23 protein-coding genes and 1 other annotated feature are annotated in these 20,357 nt (G+C 37.6%); of the genes, 7 read left to right on the top strand and 16 right to left on the bottom strand.

The window, feature by feature from the left end:
• Positions 1-204 precede the first annotated feature (204 nt).
• From ACP3VS_RS14960 to rpmG, 3 genes are all read right to left on the bottom strand, one after another.
• Positions 205-414: a YqgQ family protein gene (locus tag ACP3VS_RS14960; protein ID WP_036162123.1), complete on the bottom strand. Its 210-nt coding sequence runs from the start codon at positions 412-414 to the stop codon at positions 205-207.
• Positions 407-1,000: a 5-formyltetrahydrofolate cyclo-ligase gene (locus ACP3VS_RS14955; protein WP_012295168.1), complete on the bottom strand. Its 594-nt coding sequence runs from the start codon at positions 998-1,000 to the stop codon at positions 407-409. Before ACP3VS_RS14955 ends, ACP3VS_RS14960 begins: the two co-directional genes overlap by 8 nt.
• Before the next feature lie 86 nt (positions 1,001-1,086).
• Positions 1,087-1,236: a 50S ribosomal protein L33 gene (rpmG, locus tag ACP3VS_RS14950; RefSeq protein WP_008408521.1), complete on the bottom strand. Its 150-nt coding sequence runs from the start codon at positions 1,234-1,236 to the stop codon at positions 1,087-1,089.
• Positions 1,237-1,386: 150 nt separating this feature from the next.
• On the opposite strand from rpmG, the gene ACP3VS_RS14945 reads away from it, so the two are divergent.
• Together ACP3VS_RS14945 and ACP3VS_RS14940 are read left to right on the top strand one after the other, a co-directional pair.
• Positions 1,387-1,845 carry a hypothetical protein gene (locus ACP3VS_RS14945; protein ID WP_012295169.1) on the top strand — a complete coding sequence of 153 codons (459 nt, stop codon included), beginning with the start codon at positions 1,387-1,389 and terminating at the stop codon, positions 1,843-1,845.
• 3 nt (positions 1,846-1,848) lie between these two features.
• On the top strand, positions 1,849-2,334 hold the full coding sequence (locus tag ACP3VS_RS14940) for a hypothetical protein (protein WP_036162126.1): 486 nt from the start codon (positions 1,849-1,851) through the stop codon (positions 2,332-2,334).
• A gap of 48 nt (positions 2,335-2,382) precedes the next feature.
• Here the strand turns inward: ACP3VS_RS14940 and ACP3VS_RS14935 are convergent, their stop codons facing one another.
• From ACP3VS_RS14935 to ACP3VS_RS14895, 9 genes are all read right to left on the bottom strand, one after another.
• The gene (locus ACP3VS_RS14935; protein ID WP_012295171.1) at positions 2,383-2,955 is read right to left on the bottom strand and encodes an anthranilate synthase component II; all 573 of its coding nucleotides are present in this window, start codon (positions 2,953-2,955) and stop codon (positions 2,383-2,385) included.
• Entirely contained in the window at positions 2,952-4,337 is a 1,386-nt protein-coding gene (gene trpE, locus ACP3VS_RS14930; protein ID WP_426389103.1) for an anthranilate synthase component I, read from the bottom strand. Before trpE ends, ACP3VS_RS14935 begins: the two co-directional genes overlap by 4 nt.
• A 67-nt stretch (positions 4,338-4,404) precedes the next feature.
• Positions 4,405-4,613, bottom strand: a binding site (T-box leader).
• A gap of 39 nt (positions 4,614-4,652) precedes the next feature.
• Positions 4,653-5,723: a mechanosensitive ion channel family protein gene (locus tag ACP3VS_RS14925; protein ID WP_031416966.1), complete on the bottom strand. Its 1,071-nt coding sequence runs from the start codon at positions 5,721-5,723 to the stop codon at positions 4,653-4,655.
• Positions 5,724-5,797: 74 nt separating this feature from the next.
• Positions 5,798-6,670 carry a hypothetical protein gene (locus tag ACP3VS_RS14920; protein WP_325881689.1) on the bottom strand — a complete coding sequence of 291 codons (873 nt, stop codon included), beginning with the start codon at positions 6,668-6,670 and terminating at the stop codon, positions 5,798-5,800.
• 174 nt (positions 6,671-6,844) lie between these two features.
• On the bottom strand, positions 6,845-7,504 hold the full coding sequence (gene phoU / locus ACP3VS_RS14915; protein WP_012295176.1) for a phosphate signaling complex protein PhoU: 660 nt from the start codon (positions 7,502-7,504) through the stop codon (positions 6,845-6,847).
• 13 nt (positions 7,505-7,517) lie between these two features.
• Positions 7,518-8,351 (bottom strand): phosphate ABC transporter ATP-binding protein PstB, encoded by an 834-nt coding sequence (gene pstB / locus ACP3VS_RS14910; protein WP_012295177.1) that lies wholly within the window; start codon positions 8,349-8,351, stop codon positions 7,518-7,520.
• Positions 8,352-8,363: 12 nt separating this feature from the next.
• Positions 8,364-9,242 (bottom strand): phosphate ABC transporter permease PstA, encoded by an 879-nt coding sequence (gene pstA / locus ACP3VS_RS14905; protein ID WP_036216886.1) that lies wholly within the window; start codon positions 9,240-9,242, stop codon positions 8,364-8,366.
• On the bottom strand, positions 9,243-10,190 hold the full coding sequence (pstC, locus tag ACP3VS_RS14900) for a phosphate ABC transporter permease subunit PstC (protein WP_025116033.1): 948 nt from the start codon (positions 10,188-10,190) through the stop codon (positions 9,243-9,245).
• Between the two features lie 64 nt (positions 10,191-10,254).
• Positions 10,255-11,229, bottom strand: coding sequence for a PstS family phosphate ABC transporter substrate-binding protein (locus ACP3VS_RS14895; protein ID WP_031416968.1), 975 nt, complete (start codon positions 11,227-11,229; stop codon positions 10,255-10,257).
• A 563-nt stretch (positions 11,230-11,792) separates the two neighbouring features.
• Here ACP3VS_RS14895 and ACP3VS_RS14890 point away from each other — a divergent pair.
• Positions 11,793-11,984, top strand: a complete 192-nt coding sequence (locus ACP3VS_RS14890) for a hypothetical protein (RefSeq protein ID WP_031416969.1) — start codon at positions 11,793-11,795, stop codon at positions 11,982-11,984.
• Positions 11,985-12,040: 56 nt separating this feature from the next.
• Here ACP3VS_RS14890 and ACP3VS_RS14885 read toward each other — a convergent pair whose 3' ends face one another.
• The 4 genes from ACP3VS_RS14885 to ACP3VS_RS14870 all read right to left on the bottom strand — a co-directional run bounded on the left by ACP3VS_RS14885 (position 12,041) and on the right by ACP3VS_RS14870 (position 17,443).
• The gene (locus ACP3VS_RS14885) at positions 12,041-14,245 is read right to left on the bottom strand and encodes a peptidoglycan D,D-transpeptidase FtsI family protein (protein WP_031416970.1); all 2,205 of its coding nucleotides are present in this window, start codon (positions 14,243-14,245) and stop codon (positions 12,041-12,043) included.
• Positions 14,246-14,484: 239 nt separating this feature from the next.
• Entirely contained in the window at positions 14,485-15,090 is a 606-nt protein-coding gene (locus ACP3VS_RS14880; protein WP_012295184.1) for a superoxide dismutase, read from the bottom strand.
• Between the two features lie 174 nt (positions 15,091-15,264).
• Positions 15,265-15,744 (bottom strand): DUF456 domain-containing protein, encoded by a 480-nt coding sequence (locus tag ACP3VS_RS14875; protein ID WP_012295185.1) that lies wholly within the window; start codon positions 15,742-15,744, stop codon positions 15,265-15,267.
• A 67-nt stretch (positions 15,745-15,811) separates the two neighbouring features.
• Complete coding sequence (locus tag ACP3VS_RS14870) at positions 15,812-17,443, bottom strand: Na/Pi cotransporter family protein (RefSeq protein ID WP_031416973.1); 1,632 nt, start codon at positions 17,441-17,443, stop codon at positions 15,812-15,814.
• 194 nt (positions 17,444-17,637) lie between these two features.
• Between ACP3VS_RS14870 and ACP3VS_RS14865 the strand changes: the two genes are divergently transcribed.
• From ACP3VS_RS14865 to ACP3VS_RS14850, 4 genes are all read left to right on the top strand, one after another.
• Positions 17,638-18,156, top strand: a complete 519-nt coding sequence (locus tag ACP3VS_RS14865; protein WP_008178344.1) for a DUF1189 family protein — start codon at positions 17,638-17,640, stop codon at positions 18,154-18,156.
• Between the two features lie 52 nt (positions 18,157-18,208).
• Positions 18,209-18,550, top strand: a complete 342-nt coding sequence (locus ACP3VS_RS14860; protein WP_012295188.1) for a hypothetical protein — start codon at positions 18,209-18,211, stop codon at positions 18,548-18,550.
• A gap of 97 nt (positions 18,551-18,647) precedes the next feature.
• The gene (gene ispG / locus ACP3VS_RS14855) at positions 18,648-19,763 is read left to right on the top strand and encodes a flavodoxin-dependent (E)-4-hydroxy-3-methylbut-2-enyl-diphosphate synthase (RefSeq protein ID WP_012295189.1); all 1,116 of its coding nucleotides are present in this window, start codon (positions 18,648-18,650) and stop codon (positions 19,761-19,763) included.
• A 12-nt stretch (positions 19,764-19,775) separates the two neighbouring features.
• Complete coding sequence (locus ACP3VS_RS14850) at positions 19,776-20,348, top strand: 5' nucleotidase, NT5C type (protein WP_012295190.1); 573 nt, start codon at positions 19,776-19,778, stop codon at positions 20,346-20,348.
• Positions 20,349-20,357 lie beyond the last annotated feature (9 nt).

Genomic DNA, 20,357 nt, shown 5'->3' with positions numbered 1-20,357 from the left:
AATCCTTTTTTTACAGATAATCAACACATATCTTTTAGAAATTTTACTCTCCTTGCTCGTATATGCACCAGATATCTATATATACGTTTTACATTGTAAAAAGTTTCGTAAAAACATAAAAACAGCGGAAACCCACTGTTTTTAAGAATATTACATACATGTTACATTAATTTTACAATACCCCATTACATTATATTTCAAACATTACTTTTTATTCTCTTCCATACGAAGTCTTGTCGTTTCTTGTCGAATTAGTAATAATGCCATTTGGTAATCTTTTATGTCTAGTACATTCGCTTTATAGAGCTCTTTTATTTCATCCTCCATTAACATCAAATCGCCAATAGGGTCCCTTGTATAAATATAAGTACCATAGGTTTTCAAGAGTTCATAAATATCTAACATTTTATCCATTTTCGCTCGCTCCTCGATGTGCTAGACAGTCAATGCGTTCTGTCGGTGTCACTATGATGTCTACAGGGCAATCATGTTCTTCCATAGGAACACGATTAACGATCTGCTCGTCAAAAAGTAATGACATCAATTTACCCTTTTTATAGTTTAATACATAGCGATCATAATAACCACCGCCATATCCTATTCGATAGCCTAATCGATCAAAAACAACTCCTGGTACCAAGATAATATCCATCTCATTTGCGTCAACTAACTCACATCGTTCGGGAATAGGCTCACGCAAATGCATATATACTGTTTCAAGCTGAGCAAACGATTCAATGGCGTAAAATGTCATTTCTCTTGTTTTGGGGTGGCACTTTGGCACAGCGACCTTTTTCCCAAGCTGCCAAAGTTCTTCAATTAAAAGAATTGTGTCGACTTCTGGCTGATTTGAAATGGTAATGCCGATCGTATTTGCTTCTATTATATATGGTTCCTGTAGCACCCTTTGCACTACAGCTTTAGATTGTCTGCGATAAACTTCTTCATTTATCATCGCAAGTGTTTCTCGTACCTTGTTTCGTAATGTTGTTTTATCCATGCAGGCTACCTCCTATATAGTAAAACCTCAATCATTCATAAAATGTAGAAAGCCAAAACCACTTGTGGTTTTGGCTTAATGAGCAATTACTTAGTTTCACGGTGAAGAGTGTATTTCTTCTCGCGAGAGCAATATTTTTTAAGTTCAAGACGCTCTGGATTGTTACGCTTGTTCTTTTTAGAAATGTAGTTACGTTCGCCGCAATCTGTGCAAGCTAAAGTAATGTTTACGCGCATCATTAACCCTCCCACTCTATATCAAGAATTTAAATTTGAGCATGATTTATACGACTAACCTATTATAACACAAACTGAAAAAAAATCTACCTTCATTTCATATTAAGTTTGCATATGGTAAAATATCTTATAATTACATACTACAACGAGGTGAAACTATTGGATTTATCCATTATACTAATGATTTTTGGGATTCTTTTGATGATAGTATCGTTCTTTTTCAAAAATAGCTCGAAAAAAGTCGAGAAAGATGTCGAAGAATTATCTATCTCCATTTTCCAAGAAACGAATAATTTAAAGCGCCGTTTAAAAATTGTAGAGGAAGAGCTACTATTAGAGCCAGAGTTTCAAGTAAAATCAAACTCAACACCTAAACCTAATCCTAGCGTCCAAAGTCCTAAAGTACAACAAGTCATGCAAGCCGTCCAACAAGCGGCACAAGCTTCAAAAGTTGCGCCTAATCCATCACAAGTAAAGCCGATTCATCAAATAATTGTAAGTCAGGTGCTCGAATTGAATAAACAAGGACTTTCAGTAGGCGATATTAGTATCCGCTCAAATTTAACAGAAGAACAAGTTCGTCAAGTGATTGCAAATGGGGGGCGTTAATGTATGAATACGTCTTCCATTCGCTCATTTGGCCTAGCCATTTTTCTAGTCGGTGCCTTACTTGCTCTTGCAAGTCGATTTGATGTGAACATTGGACTACCTGAAAAAGATTCTTCCAACCAACAGCAAGTTGAAGAGCTACAAAATAAGCTTCATCAGGCCAATCAAGAAATTGCTACGCTGAAAAAACAAGTCAAACAAGTACATACTACTGAAGAAACTACTACTGCTGTTTCTTCAGAACCATCTGTTAAAGAAGATACAAATGCGGATGGTACAACAATGACATTGCAAATATATAGTGGAATTACACCATATATTGTCGCCCAAAAGCTTGAAGACGGTGGTATTATTTCTAATAGCGTTGAAATGGAGTTACTACTCGCAAACGCAAAATATGCACGAAGCTTACAAATTGGATCCTATGAAGTCAATTCCTCCATGTCTTTAGAGGAAATTGCGAAATTAATTACAGGTAAAAAACAATAAAGAAAAGCTGTCGCTAGATCCAAATTAGGAGGCGACAGCTTTTTTTATTTAAGCAATACTTTCAAAGAAGGCTTGCATCATTCTACTTCCCTCTTTTGTACCGATAGATTCAGGATGAAATTGCAAACCGTAAAGAGGATATTTTTTGTGTTGTATAGCCATAATCTCCTCGTCATCACCTGCTGTTGCGATAATGTGAAAATCACTGTGTAATGAAGGTTCTTCAATAACGAGAGAGTGGTAGCGCATTACTTGAATATCTCCATCTAATTGTGCAAACAAACCCGTTTGTTCATATTGTAGATGTGACAGCTTGCCATGCATGATGGTTTGAGCCTGCACGATGTTTGCTCCAAATGCGTACCCAATGGATTGATGTCCAAGACAAATCCCTAATATAGGAAATTTTCGATATAGCTCCTTAATAACATTAACTGTAATACCTGCTTCCGCTGGTGTTCCTGGTCCGGGAGATAAAACAATAGCTTCCGGTGACATTTTTTGAATTTCTTCTATTGTAATAGCATCATTCCTCACAACTTTAACGTTTTTCCCAAGCATGCTTATTTGTTGAAATAGATTGTAGGTAAAGGAATCATAATTATCAATTAATAAAATCATTTTTTTACCTCCAATAGTGCTCGAGCTTTATTCAGCGTTTCCTCATATTCAGATAATGGAACAGAGTCGTGAACAATACCTGCACCTGCCTGTACATGAGCTTTCCCATCTTTAATAATCATGGTACGAATAGCAAGGGCTAAATCCATATCACCTGTCGTAGATATATACCCAACAGCTCCTGCATAGACGCCACGCTTTACAGGCTCTAATTCATTTATAAGCTGCATCGCACGAATCTTTGGTGCTCCTGACACTGTGCCCGCAGGTAAACAAGCACGAAGGACATCCAAAACTTGGAGGTCGTCACGTAGGTCTGCTAATACCTCAGATACAATATGCATGACATATTTATAGCGTTCAATATGCATGAATTTCATCAGCCTTACAGACCCCACCTTTGCAATGCGACCAAGATCATTGCGACCTAAATCCACGAGCATACGATGTTCTGCCACTTCTTTTTCATCCTCCAATAGCGCATTGGCAATGGCTTCATCCTGCTCCTTTGTCACACCACGCGGCTTGGTACCAGCGATTGGATTTGTCGTCACCTGCCGATTTTTAACTTTTACAAGGCTTTCTGGAGATGTTCCTAAAATAATATAGGACCCATAATCCATGTAGAACATATATGGAGAGGGATTGGAGGTCCGTAATTGTCGGTATAGCGCAAAAGGTGAGCCTGTAAACGAGGCTGAGAACCGTTGGGATAGCACTATTTGGAAAATATCCCCTTTCAAAATATGTTGCTTCGCACGCTCCACTAAAGCGACAAATTGCTCCTTCGAAATCATTGGCTTAAAATCAAGACTATCTACTTTGAGGGCAGCAAAAGCTGTCCCCTTGTATAGCTGCTGCTCCATCTTTGAAATAGATGCTTTCATCTCTTCGAAGGAACGCCCTTCTCTAAATAAATCTATTGAAGCCAATGTAATTTTCTGTGTCATATGATCAAAAACAATAAATGTGTCATAGAAAAAAACATGGACATCAGGCATGGCTAATTCATCCTGTAAATATTCACCGATTTTTTCTGTATAAAAAGCTGTTTCATATCCAAAGAAACCGATAGCGCCTCCAAAAAAATGGAATGGATACGTTTCTTCATGGAACGGCATCACTCGCTTTAAATAATCGAGTACATTCCCATTCGATTTTTCCTTTTCCAGTCCTTTAATAAAGGTATACCCCTCATTATTTCCTTTTAATTCAGCCACTGGATCAACTGCAATAAAGGAGTAACGTCCACTTTCCTCATGCTTGGCTGACGATTCGAACAGCATTTTATGCTGCCCCTTCAATGATTGATAGACAGAGATAGGGGTCATCATATTACCCTGTAATACTTTCATGGCATACTTTCTCATCTCAACTGTCATTCTCTTCTCTCCTTCTCTAAGCTCTGCTCTTCTACACCAAAATCCATATAAAAAGGCCTTTCCATCACAAAAGGACGGAAAAGCCGTGGTGCCACCTTCATTGGTCAATAAAAAGACCCTCTCTAAGCCTTATAACGTAGGCATACGCTAATCCATACTAGTAGTTCAGAATTAGAGCTCCGAAGTCCATTCACTATTTATTTGTACTAGTTTCCACCAACCACTAGCTCTCTATGACAAATACTAATAGCTACTACTCTTCATCAACGCTGATTACTAGGTTATATTGTAATGCAAACTATCTTACAATTCAATTTATTTTTTCTTTCTCGGTCCTTCATCGTCCTCTGGGGCTGCTAAAGTAATTGATAGCTCCTCTACAATTTGGCGAATGGCAAAGAAAATTTCCTGGCGTACCTCTAGCATGACTGCTGTATCGTTCGTAGCAACGAAGAAGCGAATAAGCACACGATACCTGTCATAATGAAATTCATCAATATAAACATGGATCATGTCTTTCTCTGTGTTAGCATGTAAATAAATTTCCTTATGAATAGCTGTTAAGGCACTGCGTATTGTGTCTTCTTCATTTGTAGCAGCTACATATAAATATTGCTCACATTTACGCTTCTCTCGTCTCGATAAGTTGTAAATGGGACGATTAACCAAATAAGAGTTTGGCACATAGACAAGGCCTTTGTCTCCTGTTTGAATTAAGGTACTGCGAAGATTAATATCTTCAATCGTCCCTTCGATTTTTTGATCTTCGGTCGCAATCCAATCGCCAATTTGAAATGGATTATCAAGTGCCACGGACATACCACCAAACACATGGGCTAACGTATCTCGAATTCCAAAAGCAATCGCTACTCCCGTTAAACCAATCCCTGTTAAAAAGCCATTCAGATTAAAGTTCCAAAATGATGCGATGGTAAACATGGCAAAAATCATAATGAGTACTTTACCAATTCGTAGGAAAAAAGGTAATAGTACATTTTGGTCCTCTTCGCTAGTTAATTGAAGTGGCTGCTTTGTATAGAAATTTAAAACGTCATATACGCCCTTAAAAGCAAAAAACACCATAATAGACAATACAAAATTTTTCGTTGATTTATGCGTAAATAAAGGAACTTCTATTAAATAAGATAAGCTAAGCACAATGACTGCTGTCATAAATGCATAGCCAATGGCTTTACTAAATTGTGCAAGCACATTGGCTTGGAAATTTCGGTGGCGATTTCTTAAAAAGATGACCAGGCGATTAATGATCTTTTTTATGATAAATCGTTGAATCAGCCAACCAACTATACAAATAATAATCGCTACTAAGACATCCATCCAAGTTGGGACTGTAAATTTAGGTATAATCCAATGTAATGAATCCATGTATATCTCCTTTTAGTACCTATGTATCTCCAATAAAAAGGAGCTGACCTTCCGTAAAGGTTAGCCCCTTTCTGTTATTGTATGGCATCATCCGCAAAGAAAGCCTTATTGGCAAACCAAAATTGTTGTTCATTAAAATTATCTTCATGCATTGCAATGACCGAAAATTCAGCAAGGTATTTTCGTTTCATTTCCTCCAGCATCACTTTGGCTTGCTTACTGACGAGATGCTGTCCATCTATAGGAGTGCCCTCTGTAAATATAATGACTTCTGCTTCGGTGACTAGTTGATTTTCATGCAATATTGATCTGACAAACTGTAGAACAGGCAAAAGCTCAGCTTCTCCTTTAGCTTTATATTCAATAAAGCTCTTAAAATCAGCTAAATTTAAATGACCATTTTCAAAGCGATAGTGAACATTGATTTGCCGGTCATATGGGATGATATATAAATCGCGATTTTCGCGATGGGCATTCATAAATAACGGTAAAATCATGCTTTTACATAGCTCTGAATAAGCTTCCATCCCTGTCGTCTGCTCTAAACAAATAATTATGGGCCCAGGATCCTGTTTGTAGTCGTGAAAGGGTATATAAAACACATTGCCATTTTTTGTTGTTTGCTGTTTGAGCTTTTGACGTCTTAGCTCTGACCATTTCCGTTCGTAATACAAACGCTGCTCCTTGCCATTAGCCAGTCTCTCAGCCTTTTCGATAGCGGGAATATTTTCACGAACCTCATGCAGAATGTCTGCTAATTCTAATGCAAATGCTGCCATTTTTCGTAATGGTTCACTCTTTAAAAAATAGTCAATAAAATAATGTTGTTCCCTGCTGCTTAATTCCTCAAGATGTAAGTTTTCATAGAGAAAACGTAAATAATTACGTTGTTCTAGTGACATATCTTGATTAAACTTTTCTATGAGTAATTCTATCGCGTCTTTCACGAAGCAGCACCTCCTAAGCACCACGTTTTTTTGGATATTGTCTATAGTATAACCAAAAAATTTTTTTGACAATACAAAACGCTCGCTATATAGACGCCACATAAAAACACAATGTTGCTGCTTCTCATTATTTTTTTCAAATGAAAAGAAGAGCTAGCAAATAGCTCTTCTTCTTTAATTATTTAATTCATAATGCTTGCCTTTCACTAAGTAAAAAAGATGCTCCGCAATATTAGTAGCATGATCTGCAGAGCGCTCTAAATATCGGCAAATAAATGTTAGATGGGTAATTTGAGAAATATGTGCGGGGTCTTCCACGCCTGCACGCAGCAAAAGTGTAACCGTAGCTCCGTATAAATCATCCACATAATCATCTAATTCAGCGATTTCTTTAGCACGAACGGTATCTTCCTCTGTAAAGGCCTTCATAATGCTCTCTAGCATTTCTACAGTTTTATTGCACATTGTTTGTAGATTTGTCATAGGGAACACAATCGGTTCTTTTCCAATTCGAATTGCTTCTTTAGCGATATTCACAGCATAATCGCCCACTCTTTCCATATCTGCTGCTGCTTTCACAAGGACCATGAGACGACGTAAATCAGTAGCTACAGGTTGTTGCTTAGCAATCATAAGAATCACATGATCATTTATTTCTTCTTCTAGCCGATTTATGATTAAATCGTCCTCAAGTATTTTCAATGCTTTTTCTAAATCCTGTTCGACTAATGCCTCAAAAGCTGTTTTTAATGCAAAAATGCTGCTATTGGCAAGTGCAATAAATTGCCCCTGAACTTCTTTTAACTCCTGTTCAAAACGCTCACGTACTACCATTGATTGCTCCTCCTTAGCCGAAACGTCCTGAGATATAATCTTCCGTACGTTGATCGGATGGTGTTTGGAAGATGATATCTGTTTTATCGTATTCTACCACTTCTCCACTCAGGAAGAACGCTGTTCGATCAGAGATACGTGCAGCTTGCTGCATATTATGCGTCACAATGATAATGGAATAGTCTTTTTTCAACTCTTGCACAAGCTCTTCCACTTTTAATGTAGAAATTGGGTCTAATGCAGATGTTGGCTCATCCATTAAAATGACATCCGGTTCAATCGCTAAGCATCTTGCAATACAAATACGCTGCTGCTGACCACCAGATAATCCATAGGCATTTTGATTTAAACGATCTTTGACCTCATCCCAAATAGCTGCTCCTCTTAGAGACTTCTCAACGATTTCATCTAAAATCTTTTTATTTTTAATGCCATGAATTCTTGGTCCATACGCGATATTATCATAAATAGATTTTGGGAACGGGTTTGGCTTTTGGAACACCATTCCTACGCGTGTTCTTAATTCCTCTACCGTATAGTTTTTATTTAAAATATTACGCTCACGGTATAAAATTTCACCAGATGTACGAACGCTAGGAACAAGCTCTACCATTCTGTTTAATGTTTTTAAATACGTAGATTTACCACAGCCAGAAGGACCGATAATTGCCGTCACTTCATTTTCATAAATACTTAAATTAATATCCTTTAGGCCTTGATGATCACCGTACCATAAATTCAAGTTACGTGTATCATAAACAATATTTTTCGCTATATCAGCGGAAGATTTCGTCGTCGCTTGATTCAATTTGACAATTGTTTTTTCCTCTTTTAAATCTAGTACCATAAGGTCACCTCATTAATAACGTTTTTGGAATTTATTTCGAATAAAGATGGCAATAGAGTTCATCAATAGAAGAACAGTCATAAGCACTAAAATACCAGCTGCGGCCACATACTGAAATGCTTCTTGCGGACGTTTTGCCCAATCATAGATTTGCATCGGTAGGGCTGTGAATTGGCTTAGTAAACCATTCGGCAAAAATTGTAGAATGACTGGAATTCCGATGACAACAAGTGGCGCTGTCTCCCCAATGGCACGGGACATAGCCAAAATACTTCCTGTCAAAATACCGGGAATAGCGGCTGGAAGTACCACTCGTAAAATCGTTTGCCATTTTGTTGCGCCCATCCCATATGAAGCTTCTCGTTGCTCGTTGGGTACAGCACGAATGGCCTCTTGTGCCGCTACAATAATGACAGGTAGAATTAATAAACTCATTGTTAAGCCAGCAGCTAAAACGCTTTTTCCTAAACCCATCATGCGTACAAAAATAGTTAAACCTAGTAATCCAAAAACGATGGAAGGTACACCCGCTAGATTTGAGATATTCATACGAATAAAGTCGTTGATTCTATTTTTCTTTGCGTACTCCTCTAAATATATTGCCGTACCTACACCTAAAATAATGGATACTGGCGCTACAACTGCCATTAACCAAAGTGAACCAATTAGGGCAGCTTTGACACCTGCTTTATCTGCAAAACGTGATGCAAAATTCGTTAAGAAATCAATATTTAAATAGTCAATTCCTTGTGTCACTATGCGGTAAAGCAAAATAGCTAAGGTAACAAGCGCAAACGTAGTAGCTAAGAAAAATAAGGTTTTCCAAACTTTATTGAATGTAATACGCTTTGTCATTCGTTTCATGACGACTGTGTCATCCATATAGCGCATCTAGTAAACCTCCCTGAAGCGTTTCGAAATATAGTGAGCCAGTAAATTCATTACTAGCGTAAAGATAAATAGTGTAAATCCAACAGAATAGATGGAGTAGTAAATAGTAGTTCCATAACCTGCATCACCAGTTGAAACTTGTACAATGTATGCTGTCATTGTTTGGATAGAATCCGTCACATTGAGATCAAATTTCGGTGTTGATCCACCTGCAAGCGACACAATCATCGTTTCTCCAATTGCCCGGGAAATAGCTAATACTATAGAGGCGATAATGCCAGATAGGGCAGCAGGCAGAACTACTTTAATGGCTACCTCAAATTTTGTTGCACCTAGAGCTAGAGCCCCTTCGCGCATACTATTTGGTACTGAAGACATGGCATCCTCAGATAGAGATGTAATCATTGGTAAAATCATAATACCTACAACAATCCCTGGGCTAAGTGCATTAAATAATTTAAGTCCAGGTACAATTTCTTGTAATAAAGGTGTGACAAACGTTAAAGCAAAGAATCCGTAAACGATAGTCGGTACACCTGCTAAAACCTCTAAAATAGGTTTCACAATACGTCTTGTTTTTTCACTTGCATATTCACTTAAATAGATAGCTGAAGCAATTCCAAATGGCACGGCTACTACAACTGCAATAAGTGTCACTTTTAATGTACCAGCGATTAACGGCAAAATTCCAAATAACGGTTCATTCCCCGAAAACGGTAACCACTTCGTCCCAAAAAGGAAATCCGTTATCGACACACGTTTGAAGAATTCAAACGTTTCAAAAATAAGGGTGAAAACAATGCCAAATGTCGTTAAAATAGAGATAATTGCTGCAGAAAATAATAGAGCTGGCATTGCTTTTTCCACTATTTTCTTAGTTTTATGATTGCGCGAATTTGCAATTAATTGCTGCACAGATGAGGTCTTATTTTCCTTTTGAGAAACCATTGGGAGCTCCTTTCAAATAAGGGAGGGAAAGAGCATACATCTCTTTCCCTCTATGCATGTCTACTTATTTTAAGCCTTCTAAAGTTTTTAAGCCTTCAGTATATTTTTCTTCAGGTAAACGAACATAGCCAACAGCCTCAGCCATATCACCTGCGTTTTCTAATGTAAATTTAATGAAATCATATGCTGCTTCGTTATCTTTCATAGCGCTATTTTTCACATATGTGAAAAGTGGGCGTGAAAGTGGTGTATATTCACCAGCTTCAATTGTTTCATTATTTGGCTCTACACCATTTACTTTAACGATATTTAATTTATCTTTATTTTCTAGATAGTAAGCATAACCGAAGAATCCGATCGCGTTTTTGTCACCTGATACACCTTGAACTAGCATATTATCATCCTCTGATAATGTTGCTGAGCTTACTAGATCAGCTCCATCTAAAATGATTTCATCAAAGTAATCGTATGTGCCTGAATCAGTACCTGGTGAATAGTAAACGATTTTCTCATCTGGCCAAGATGGATCAATGTCCGACCATTTCTTCTCTTTTCCATCTTCAATCCATATCTTTTGTAATTGTTCTACAGTTAAATCTTTCGCCCAATCATTTTCTGGATTCACGACTACTGATAAACCATCATATGCTAGAGCTAGCTCTGTATAATCAATACCAGCTTCTCCTAGTTTCGCTTTCTCTTCATCTTTTATATTACGAGATGCATTTGAAAAGTCTGTTTCACCTGCGATGAATTTTTCAAAACCACCACCTGTACCAGAAACCCCTACTGATACTTTGACATCTGGTTGTGCGCCTGCATACTCTTCAACAACTGCCTCAATAATTGGTGCAACTGTTGATGAGCCATCTCCAGCTACAGAGCCTTGTAGCTTTTCATCAGCAGCTTCTTGTCCTGAACTAGCAGGTGCGTTCGTTTCAGTATTGTTTCCATTTTGTGCAGAATCGCTACCACATGCACCTAGCATTAATGCAGAACCCATTACTGCTGTCATCGTTAAGTACTTCCACTTTTTCATCTCATTTGCCTCCGTCATGAACTGTTTTATAGTTATTTGTCTTACAATCTTTACTATAATGACTGAATGTTGAAGTCGTATAAACGGTTCGTAAAAGAGATGTAAAGGAATGTAATGCTTTGTAAACGATTGTAAAGATACATTTACAATTCATTTTCACCTTGCCATGGCTGTGCCCAGATTTTAAATTCATCTACTCTTTTCATTCAAAATCCGCGACGTTCCCCGAAGGATTTCTCCACATACACTGAGTGACTGGATACCCATCGAAAGGGCAAATCCTCTATATATTTCACTCTTCTATATTTGGAGGAGCGCATACTTCTAAATGAAAAGAAGTTAAAATTTGCTTCCGATTGGAAAGATGCTATAATAATCAATTGTGTCAGGAAATACTTTATCTTGATTCAGTAAATATTTTTGTACCAACCTCTAAGCTAGGTACAGTCCCTATTTTTAGAAAAGGGAAAGATAAAGCCTTCAGAGGATGTCACAGATTTTCAACGAGAAAATATGGACATTATATGGATAAGGCGTAATGGATGAGGAGTTTTACCTTTGTCATGAAACATGCAAACGTACAAAATGCCGATTATTTTAAAACCTATCTAACTTTGCTTATGGACCATCGCGAATTAACACTACAAGAAGCGATTGATTTTATGCTAGCTTCGTATTTCTATCATAATTTAGAACTGTATGGCGTAAAACCAAGAGAACAATTTGAATTAGCCATCCGACAGTTATCTGCGTGATGCTTACCTTCTTCCAAAAAAATAACCGCTAGGCATCCCAGTGCCTAGCGGTTTTCTTATTCTTGCTCATCCTCACCAATTTTTTCCTCTGTAATAGCTGGTAAAATCGGTTGTTTCACATTATTTTCTGTTACTTTTTCAGCTTCATATTTTGCTTTTAATTCAAAGTATTTGTCTAAAGAACGTCTAGCAATAACATTGTTATTGACTAAATGTTGATTCATATTAGTTGTTGCCCATGGAATAACAACTGCATAAGCAATTTCAGGATTTTCGTACGGCGCAAAGCCAACATGTGTTAATGTAATCGTATTTGTACCAAAATGTTCTCGTAATGGACCATAGTAAACTACCTCTGCAGTACCTGTTTTCCCTGCTGCTGTAAATGGAGCATTTGAGAATTGTCCACGAGCCGTCCCATATGATCCAGTATATACACGACGTAATCCTTGTTTTACATAGTCAATCTCTTCTTTAGGATTATCTATTTGATTGAGGATAGTTGGTCCTATTTCAGTCACTAATTGCCCTAACTGCTTGCCATCCTGTGATGGATCACGTACCTCTTTCACAACATGTGGCTGAATACGATAACCACCGTTAGCAATCGTTGAAATATATTGTGCTAATTGTAAAGGTGTATACGTGTCATACTGACCAATCGCTAAGTCTAATGTTTTACCACCCATTGTTGGACCTGATGGACCACGCACGCCACTAAATTCATTTGGTAAATCAATGCCTGTTTTCACACCTAGCCCAAATTGTGCAAAATTATTGCGCATTTTGGGGAATGTATCATCCTTTAAACGTAATGGCATACCATAGCTGTAAGGTGTTTTATTAATCAATAGTGCAATTTTAAACATATAGGAGTTAGAAGAACGTTCCAGGGCCATTAAATCGTTCATTGGCACATAGCCGCTCCTGTTAAAAATGGAACTTTTAAAATCCGTACCTGCCAATTTAATCGGTTCATCCCCCATAGAGGTGCCCATTGAGATAACGTCTTGATTGTACCCCGTAAGAACTGTTGCTCCCTTAATAGATGAACCTGCCTCATAAGCTGTCGTAAATGTTCCGTATCCATAATCAACAATTTCACTTTTCCCCGTCTCAGGGTTTTTTTCTATTTTCTTACCAACCATAGATAGGACATCCCCTGTATGAGGGTCCATCATAATTAAAAAGGCACGATCTAATAAATACGATCCAGGAAGAGCTTTTAAATTAAGCAGTTCTTCTTCTACAATCTTCTCAGTTTCAGCCTGTAGCTCACTATCCAGTGATAAAACTAAATCTTTACCTGGCTCACCTTCATAAGTTGTAATAGTATCGACTACCTGCCCTTTTTTATTGGTAATATTTTTGACAACTGTTTTTTGACCTTGGAGTAGTTCTTCATACTGCGCCTCAATATAACTTTCCCCTACTCGATCATTTCGTGAATAATCTCGGGCTAAATAATAATTCAGCTTTTCTTTTGGTATCCCTTTTGTTGGGACAGTTGTACGACCAAGAATCGATAGAGAAGATAGTTTTACGCGTTTCCAATCTGTTGTTGTGTTAACTCCTGGTAGTTCCGTTAAACGCTCGGAGACACGTGCAAATTCATCTGCCGAAACATTTTCACTTTTTATAATTTGAGGTGATAAATTATAACCAGATGTCATCTCCCTAAAGATTGCTAATACTTCTAAATCTTTCTCTGACAATTGCAATAGCTCTTCATTGGTAATGCGTTCACGTACTAGTTTATCAACCTCTGCATTGATTTGACTTGTCGTAATATTTTCTTTCGCTCGAATTTTAGCTTCTTCTGCCTTTGTCACTTTTTCGTAGGCCGCGTCATGATTTTTGATAATCCAAAAATCTTGTTTATCACGCAATGTGACACGATTTGTTGGTTGTTCAATTAATTGTGCCAGCTTTTCAGCTATATTTAGCATTTCATCTGTTGTAGTCGTTTGCATTTTCGTATACGTAATCGCATTTTCTGGGTGATTATCTACTAAAATACGACCGTAACGATCATACATTCTACCCCGAGGCACACTCGTATTGACAGGAACTTCTTCTGTACTCTCTAAAAGTCGTACATACTCTTCCCCTTTCACGATTTGCATATACCCCAGTCTAAAAATCAACATTGAAAATACGATAAATATTGCAAAGAAAAGGATATTCATACGAAATGTTAAATTAGAGTGATGTTTTGCTTTAACACTCGCTGCGCGATTTTTCCCTGGTGCTTTGCGCATATGTATTCCCCTCCTTATCTTTTTTCATTTCAATACACGATACTTAGTATACCATTCGTAGGTTTGACAGGAAAGCATGCACTTGACAATTATTACGGAAAACATCATTTATTTGACGGTATCAAAAGTGGAAAGGTTGCCCTATTTGTTCTATCCATTTCTTTTTCATTTTTATCCAACAAAAAAAGGCTATACCTTAGTGATTTCTCACCTTAGCATAGCCATTTACTATTCAATCATTATTTAGCAGCTTGGAATTTAGCTTCTACTACATCCCAGTTTACTACGTTCCAGAAAGCACCAATATAATCTGGACGACGGTTTTGGTAGTTTAAGTAGTATGCATGCTCCCAAACATCAAGGCCTAGAATTGGTTTTTTACCTTCCATTACTGGAGAGTCTTGGTTTGGAGTTGACGTAACAGCAACTGAGTCACCATCCACGATTAACCATGCCCAACCTGAACCGAAGCGAGTTGTAGCAGCTTTTGCAAATTCTTCTTTGAAAGCATCGAAAGAACCGAATTTCGCATCAATTGCTTTTGCAACTTCGCCAACTGGAGTATTAGAACCGCCTGGAGCGATTACTTCCCAGAATAGTGTATGGTTAGCATGTCCGCCACCGTTGTTGCGTACAGCAGTTTGTTTGTCAGCTGGAAGAGCGTCAAGGTTTGCGATTAAGTCGTTAATGTCTTTTTCTGCAAATTCAGTACCTTCTACTGCTGCGTTTAAGTTAGTTACATAAGTATTGTGGTGTTTAGAATGGTGAATTTCCATAGTTTTTGCATCGATATGTGGCTCTAATGCGTCGTAAGCGTAAGTTAATTGTGGTAATTCGTAAGCCATTGTTAAGTTCCTCCCTAAAATAAGAAATATTTAGTACATCAATAGATTATCAAAATTGGTCAAACCATTCAATGAAAAATACTTCATTTAGAAGATTTCAGCCTTTTGACTGAAAAACCAATACGTTAACTATCTTACCCATTAGCTTGATTCATTAAACCCCACTCGTAGACATTAAATCGCGAAGAAAAATACAATAATCATCACAATTTGAATGACAGCCTTTGCAATAGTAGAAGTTAAAAACCCTACTAACGAACCAACACCACTTTTCACAGCCTCACTAAATGTTCGTTTCTCCACAATTAATTCGGCTATGACAGCCCCTAAAAATGGGCCAATTAATATTCCAGCCACAGGAATGACGAATGGGCCAAATAATAATCCAATGGTGCTTCCCCACATTCCTGCGCTAGAGCCACCAAACTTTTTAATGCCAAATGCATTTGCCAATGTATCTGCGCCAAATAACAGCACTACAAATAATATTTCAATAATCCAGAACCACCAGCTTAACTCTGCGAAGGAGAAAAATAAGCCATATAGTAGGAATCCTCCGACTAAAAATAAGACACCTGGAATGATCGGATAGACTAAACCAACAAATGAAATAATAAAGCAGGCTACTACTAAAATCCAGCCAACAACTTCCATAAAATTTCTCTCCTTTTATCGTACGTTGTCTTTCATACGGACAAACAAAGTGAAAAGTTTCACTTTGTTAATGGCGTATACCCAAAATAGAGTCTGCAATATTGACCGCATGGTCACCAATACGTTCCAGGTTACTTACAATGTCCATATAGACAATCCCAGCCGCCCCACTGCATTCATTCGTATTCAGACGTGCAATATGTTTCTGACGAAGTTTATCCTCCATATCGTCAATCAAGCTTTCTAGCTCCGTCACCTCTTGAGCTAAACTTAAGCTAGCTGTATCCAAGGCCTCTATACTTTTACGGACAGCCTCAATGGCTAAACTAAACATGCCAATTAAATCTTGTCGTGCCGATTTACTTAGGGTCACTTCATGATGGTCCTTGTATTGTAAAAGCTCTAAGATATTTTCAAAGTGATCACCAATTCGTTCGAAATCTCGTACATTTGTTAATAGTGTATGATGTCTTACTGAGTCTGCACGAGAAAGGGGCTGCTTAGACACCATCACTAAATAATCGGTAATTTCATTATCTAAATGATTAAGGCCAGCCTCTAATTGTAAAACTGTAGGAATATGTTCGGCTTCCCCTGATTTCATATAGAGAAATGTTTCTTCTAAGCCTCGTAAAGCATGTTCACCCATTCGTAATACTTCCTCTTTAGCTTGACCAAGTGCAATTGCTGGGGAGGAATCAATAAAAGATGGATCTAAATGCTTTGTTGTGACATTGATATGACCATCATGTCCTGGTATCAATTTCGTTACTAATGCTGCCAATCCTGCAATAAATGGAAGTTGAATCATCATATTAAGTACATTGAATGAGCCATGGGCAATTGCAATTTGCATACGAGGCTCTAAATGAAATAATTCGCTGACCCATTGAACATAATGCATAAATGGGGTAAAAAAAATCATGAAAATAATCGTACCGATCACATTGAAGAGTACATGTGCTGCGGCTGCCCGTTTCGCATAAATAGAAGCGCCCAGTGACGCTAATACCGCCGTAATCGTCGTTCCGATGTTTTCTCCAAATAAAATCGGTAAGGCATTGTTCAAACCAATCAAATGCTCAGCATATAAGCCTTGAAGCACACCGACTGTGGCCGTAGAGCTTTGTACAAGCAAGGTAAAAACGGTACCTAAAAATATACCTAAAATGGGTTGATTACTTAAATGAAGCGTGAGCGATGCAAAATCTGCCAGTTGATGTAGTGACTGCATACTTGCACTCATTAGCTCTAGCCCTAAAAATAAGCCACCAAAGCCAAACAAAATTTGACCAATATGTTGGTATGTTGCCCTTTTGAGGAAAAATAAAAAGCCTGCCCCGATTGCTAACAAGGGATAAAAATAGATACCGATATCAATGCCAATAATAAATGCTGTAATGGTTGTACCAATATTTGCTCCCATAATTACGCCGATTGCTTGACGTAACGTTAAAAATCCGGCACTCACTAACCCTACAGTGATGACTGTCGTTGCAGAACTTGACTGAATGCAAATGGTTACAAATATGCCTACTAAGACTCCCATGATCGGGTTAGTTGTAAAGCGATTTAACCATTCACGTAATCGATCATCCGCTGATTTCTGAAGCCCATCACCCATAAATTTAATGGAAAATAAAAAGACTCCTAACCCACCTAAAAACTGAAAGAGTATGCTTTGCCAATCTATTGTCAATTATTTTCGCTCCAATTCCTACGTCTCTACTACTCTAATTCTAATCTTTAATTGATTACAAACAAAAAGTAAAGAAATCCTTTAACTTCTTTACATAATGTTAACATTTTATCATTAAGTGTCCCTTCATTCATGCTTCTTTCATACCCTATGCTCTTTGAACATGTTAATATATTGATTGGAGGAGATATAGTATGAAACACTCACAGCTATTTATCGATAGTCTTATTCATCCTAAAAAACTAGCAGCCTATCGTTTACTACCTATCGGAAAAGTTATTCAATATACTTTTCTGCTCATTACCCTTGTAACCGTATTCTCTTTAGGTAGATTTGCAGCAGGTATGTCTGTTGATACGATTGATATGAATAGTTTAAATGGTTTAACTGAATACATAGATGGCATTAAATGGCTCTTATATCCATTCACATTCTTAATGCTTTTTGTCTTTACAACCATGCTGATTTTTGCCCAAATTGCTCTCTATGCTTTAGCCGGTTTATTTATTTTAAAAGTCATGAAACGTCGTGGTGAATACCGTCATATTTGGCGCACAACAACTTTTGCCATCACGTGGGCAACATTATTGTCGATGCTAGCAGAATATTTACCGATTAACAGTACAATTATCTCTGTTTTTTCTTTATTACTGACTATTGTTCTATTAATTGTGGCCTTTACAAAATATCCTAAACAACCAATATCAAAATAATGTGCATGAATCCCCCCTCTTCTAAATATAGTGTAGAAAAGGAGGGGTTTTTTTGCGGGCATTCATCTTAACAGCTATCATTATTGTCATTGCTTTTGTCGTGAAGGTAGATTTAACTGAGGGATCGATCCCACTTGCAGCTTTACAAACAAAAAGTACTAATAGCCAATGTGTACAGCAACGTGAGCCAAATTATATCACCGTACAAACTATTGAAGGAGATACTATTCATAGTTTATTTGCCTTACACCCTGCAAAAGTTCCCATGACATTCCCAGAACGCTTACAATTATTTTACAACTTAAACCCACACTTACAATTACAGGAATTAATTCCTGGTGGAAATATTAAGCTTCCTCTTACGTTTGAATTCGAAAACAAATGTGGAAAATGAAAAGTTAACGTTTCTTCCTTGTCCTTATTTTCTTACACTGCTAAAATAAATGACAGTGACGGCTGAAAATAGTGGCCCGAAAAGGAGAGAAAGTTAAATGAGTGAAATTTGTCACCGTTCAAATACACGTCCTGTACGTGTCGGTAACTTAACAATTGGTGGTAGTAATGAATTATTCATTCAAAGTATGTGTACAACAAAAACACATGATGTAGAAGCAACAGTGGCAGAAATTCTTCGACTTGAAGAAGCAGGCTGTCAAATAGTTCGTGTTGCAGTTCCAGATGAGCGTGCTGCAGATGCAATTGCCGAAATCAAAAAACGTATCCATATTCCATTAGTAGCTGATATTCATTTTGACTATAGATTAGCATTAAAAGCCATTGAAAATGGTATCGATAAAGTACGTATTAACCCTGGTAATATTGGTCGTAAAGAGAAAGTGGAGGCTGTCGTGAATGCAGCTAAAGCAAAAGGTATCCCCATTCGTATTGGGGTAAATGCTGGTTCATTAGAGCGTCATATTTTAGAAAAATACGGCTATCCTACTGCTGATGGTATGGTTGAATCTGCACTTCACCATATTAAAATTTTAGAAGACTTGGACTTCCACGATATTATTGTATCGATGAAGGCATCTGACGTAAATCTTGCCATTGAAGCCTATGAAAAAGCTGCTAAGGCCTTTAATTATCCGCTACATTTAGGTATTACAGAATCAGGAACACTATTTGCTGGTACTGTAAAATCAGCGGCTGGACTTGGTGCCATCCTATCAAAAGGAATTGGTAACACGTTACGTATTTCACTTTCAGCAGACCCTGTTGAGGAAATCAAAGTAGCACGTGAACTATTAAAATCTTTTGGTCTAGCTTCTAATATGGCAACACTAATCTCTTGTCCAACATGTGGGCGCATTGAGATTGATTTAATTTCCATTGCTAATGAAGTAGAAGAATATATTTCTAAATTGAATGTACCTTTAAAAGTAGCGGTGTTAGGCTGTGCGGTAAACGGTCCTGGTGAAGCACGTGAAGCGGATATCGGTATTGCGGGTGCGCGTGGTGAAGGCTTGTTATTCATGAAAGGGAAAACTGTTCGTAAAGTTCCTGAAGAAACAATGGTTGAAGAGTTGAAAAAAGAAATTGATAAATTAGCGGCAGAGATGGAAGAAAAGCGCGCAGCAGAAGAAGTACAAAAAGCGAATGCCTAAGGAGGTACTAGCATGAAAAAGCCCCGCTTTGGTATTGATATTGATGGGACTGTAACATGTCCAAGTACACTCATACCACATATTAATAAACAATATAACGTAAATATTACGCTTGATGATGTTTGTGAGTATGATTTTTTATCGGCCTTTCCTCACCCTGTAGATCGAAGTGCCTTTAATACATGGTTTAAAGAAAATGAGCCTTATATGTACGAAGTGTCAGAAGTAGCAAAAGATGCAAAAAATATTCTAACTGCCTGGCAAAATACGTTTGAGCTCTATTATATATCGGCACGAGGCGAAAATGTAGCAGACATTACAGTAAATTGGTTTGAAAATCAGGCGATTCCTTATGACCATATCGAACTTTTAGGCAGCCATGATAAGTTAGCGGTTGCTAAAAAGCATCATGTAGATGCTTTCTTTGAGGATAAGCATGATAATGCAGTGATGCTGGCAGAGGAGCTAAAAATACCTGTCGTGTTGTTTGATACGCCCTATAACCGTCTTGCTGTTCCTGACAATGTAGTAAGGGTGTATAACTGGCAAGAAGCCAATCAATTCATCACAAATTATTTCAAATAAAATAAAGGA

Source organism: Lysinibacillus sp. VIII_CA (genome assembly GCF_049943995.1).
GTDB lineage: Bacteria > Bacillota > Bacilli > Bacillales_A > Planococcaceae > Lysinibacillus > Lysinibacillus pinottii.
The sequence above is the reverse complement of the archived record's forward strand: the minus strand, read 5'-3'. Positions and strand labels throughout refer to the sequence as shown.

Excerpts from the sequence above, each read along its gene's own strand:
- ACP3VS_RS14960 (WP_036162123.1), bottom strand. The coding sequence starts at position 414 with ATGGATAAAATGTTAGATATTTATGAACTCTTGAAAACCTATGGTACT.
- ACP3VS_RS14955 (WP_012295168.1), bottom strand. The coding sequence starts at position 1,000 with ATGGATAAAACAACATTACGAAACAAGGTACGAGAAACACTTGCGATG.
- rpmG (WP_008408521.1), bottom strand. The coding sequence starts at position 1,236 with ATGCGCGTAAACATTACTTTAGCTTGCACAGATTGCGGCGAACGTAAC.
- ACP3VS_RS14940 (WP_036162126.1), top strand. The coding sequence starts at position 1,849 with ATGAATACGTCTTCCATTCGCTCATTTGGCCTAGCCATTTTTCTAGTC.
- ACP3VS_RS14935 (WP_012295171.1), bottom strand. The coding sequence starts at position 2,955 with ATGATTTTATTAATTGATAATTATGATTCCTTTACCTACAATCTATTT.
- trpE (WP_426389103.1), bottom strand. The coding sequence starts at position 4,337 with ATGACAGTTGAGATGAGAAAGTATGCCATGAAAGTATTACAGGGTAAT.
- ACP3VS_RS14925 (WP_031416966.1), bottom strand. The coding sequence starts at position 5,723 with ATGGATTCATTACATTGGATTATACCTAAATTTACAGTCCCAACTTGG.
- phoU (WP_012295176.1), bottom strand. The coding sequence starts at position 7,504 with ATGGTAGTACGTGAGCGTTTTGAACAGGAGTTAAAAGAAGTTCAGGGG.
- pstB (WP_012295177.1), bottom strand. The coding sequence starts at position 8,351 with ATGGTACTAGATTTAAAAGAGGAAAAAACAATTGTCAAATTGAATCAA.
- pstA (WP_036216886.1), bottom strand. The coding sequence starts at position 9,242 with ATGCGCTATATGGATGACACAGTCGTCATGAAACGAATGACAAAGCGT.
- pstC (WP_025116033.1), bottom strand. The coding sequence starts at position 10,190 with ATGGTTTCTCAAAAGGAAAATAAGACCTCATCTGTGCAGCAATTAATT.
- ACP3VS_RS14895 (WP_031416968.1), bottom strand. The coding sequence starts at position 11,229 with ATGAAAAAGTGGAAGTACTTAACGATGACAGCAGTAATGGGTTCTGCA.
- ACP3VS_RS14890 (WP_031416969.1), top strand. The coding sequence starts at position 11,793 with ATGAAACATGCAAACGTACAAAATGCCGATTATTTTAAAACCTATCTA.
- ACP3VS_RS14885 (WP_031416970.1), bottom strand. The coding sequence starts at position 14,245 with ATGCGCAAAGCACCAGGGAAAAATCGCGCAGCGAGTGTTAAAGCAAAA.
- ACP3VS_RS14880 (WP_012295184.1), bottom strand. The coding sequence starts at position 15,090 with ATGGCTTACGAATTACCACAATTAACTTACGCTTACGACGCATTAGAG.
- ACP3VS_RS14875 (WP_012295185.1), bottom strand. The coding sequence starts at position 15,744 with ATGGAAGTTGTTGGCTGGATTTTAGTAGTAGCCTGCTTTATTATTTCA.
- ACP3VS_RS14865 (WP_008178344.1), top strand. The coding sequence starts at position 17,638 with ATGAAACACTCACAGCTATTTATCGATAGTCTTATTCATCCTAAAAAA.
- ispG (WP_012295189.1), top strand. The coding sequence starts at position 18,648 with ATGAGTGAAATTTGTCACCGTTCAAATACACGTCCTGTACGTGTCGGT.
- ACP3VS_RS14850 (WP_012295190.1), top strand. The coding sequence starts at position 19,776 with ATGAAAAAGCCCCGCTTTGGTATTGATATTGATGGGACTGTAACATGT.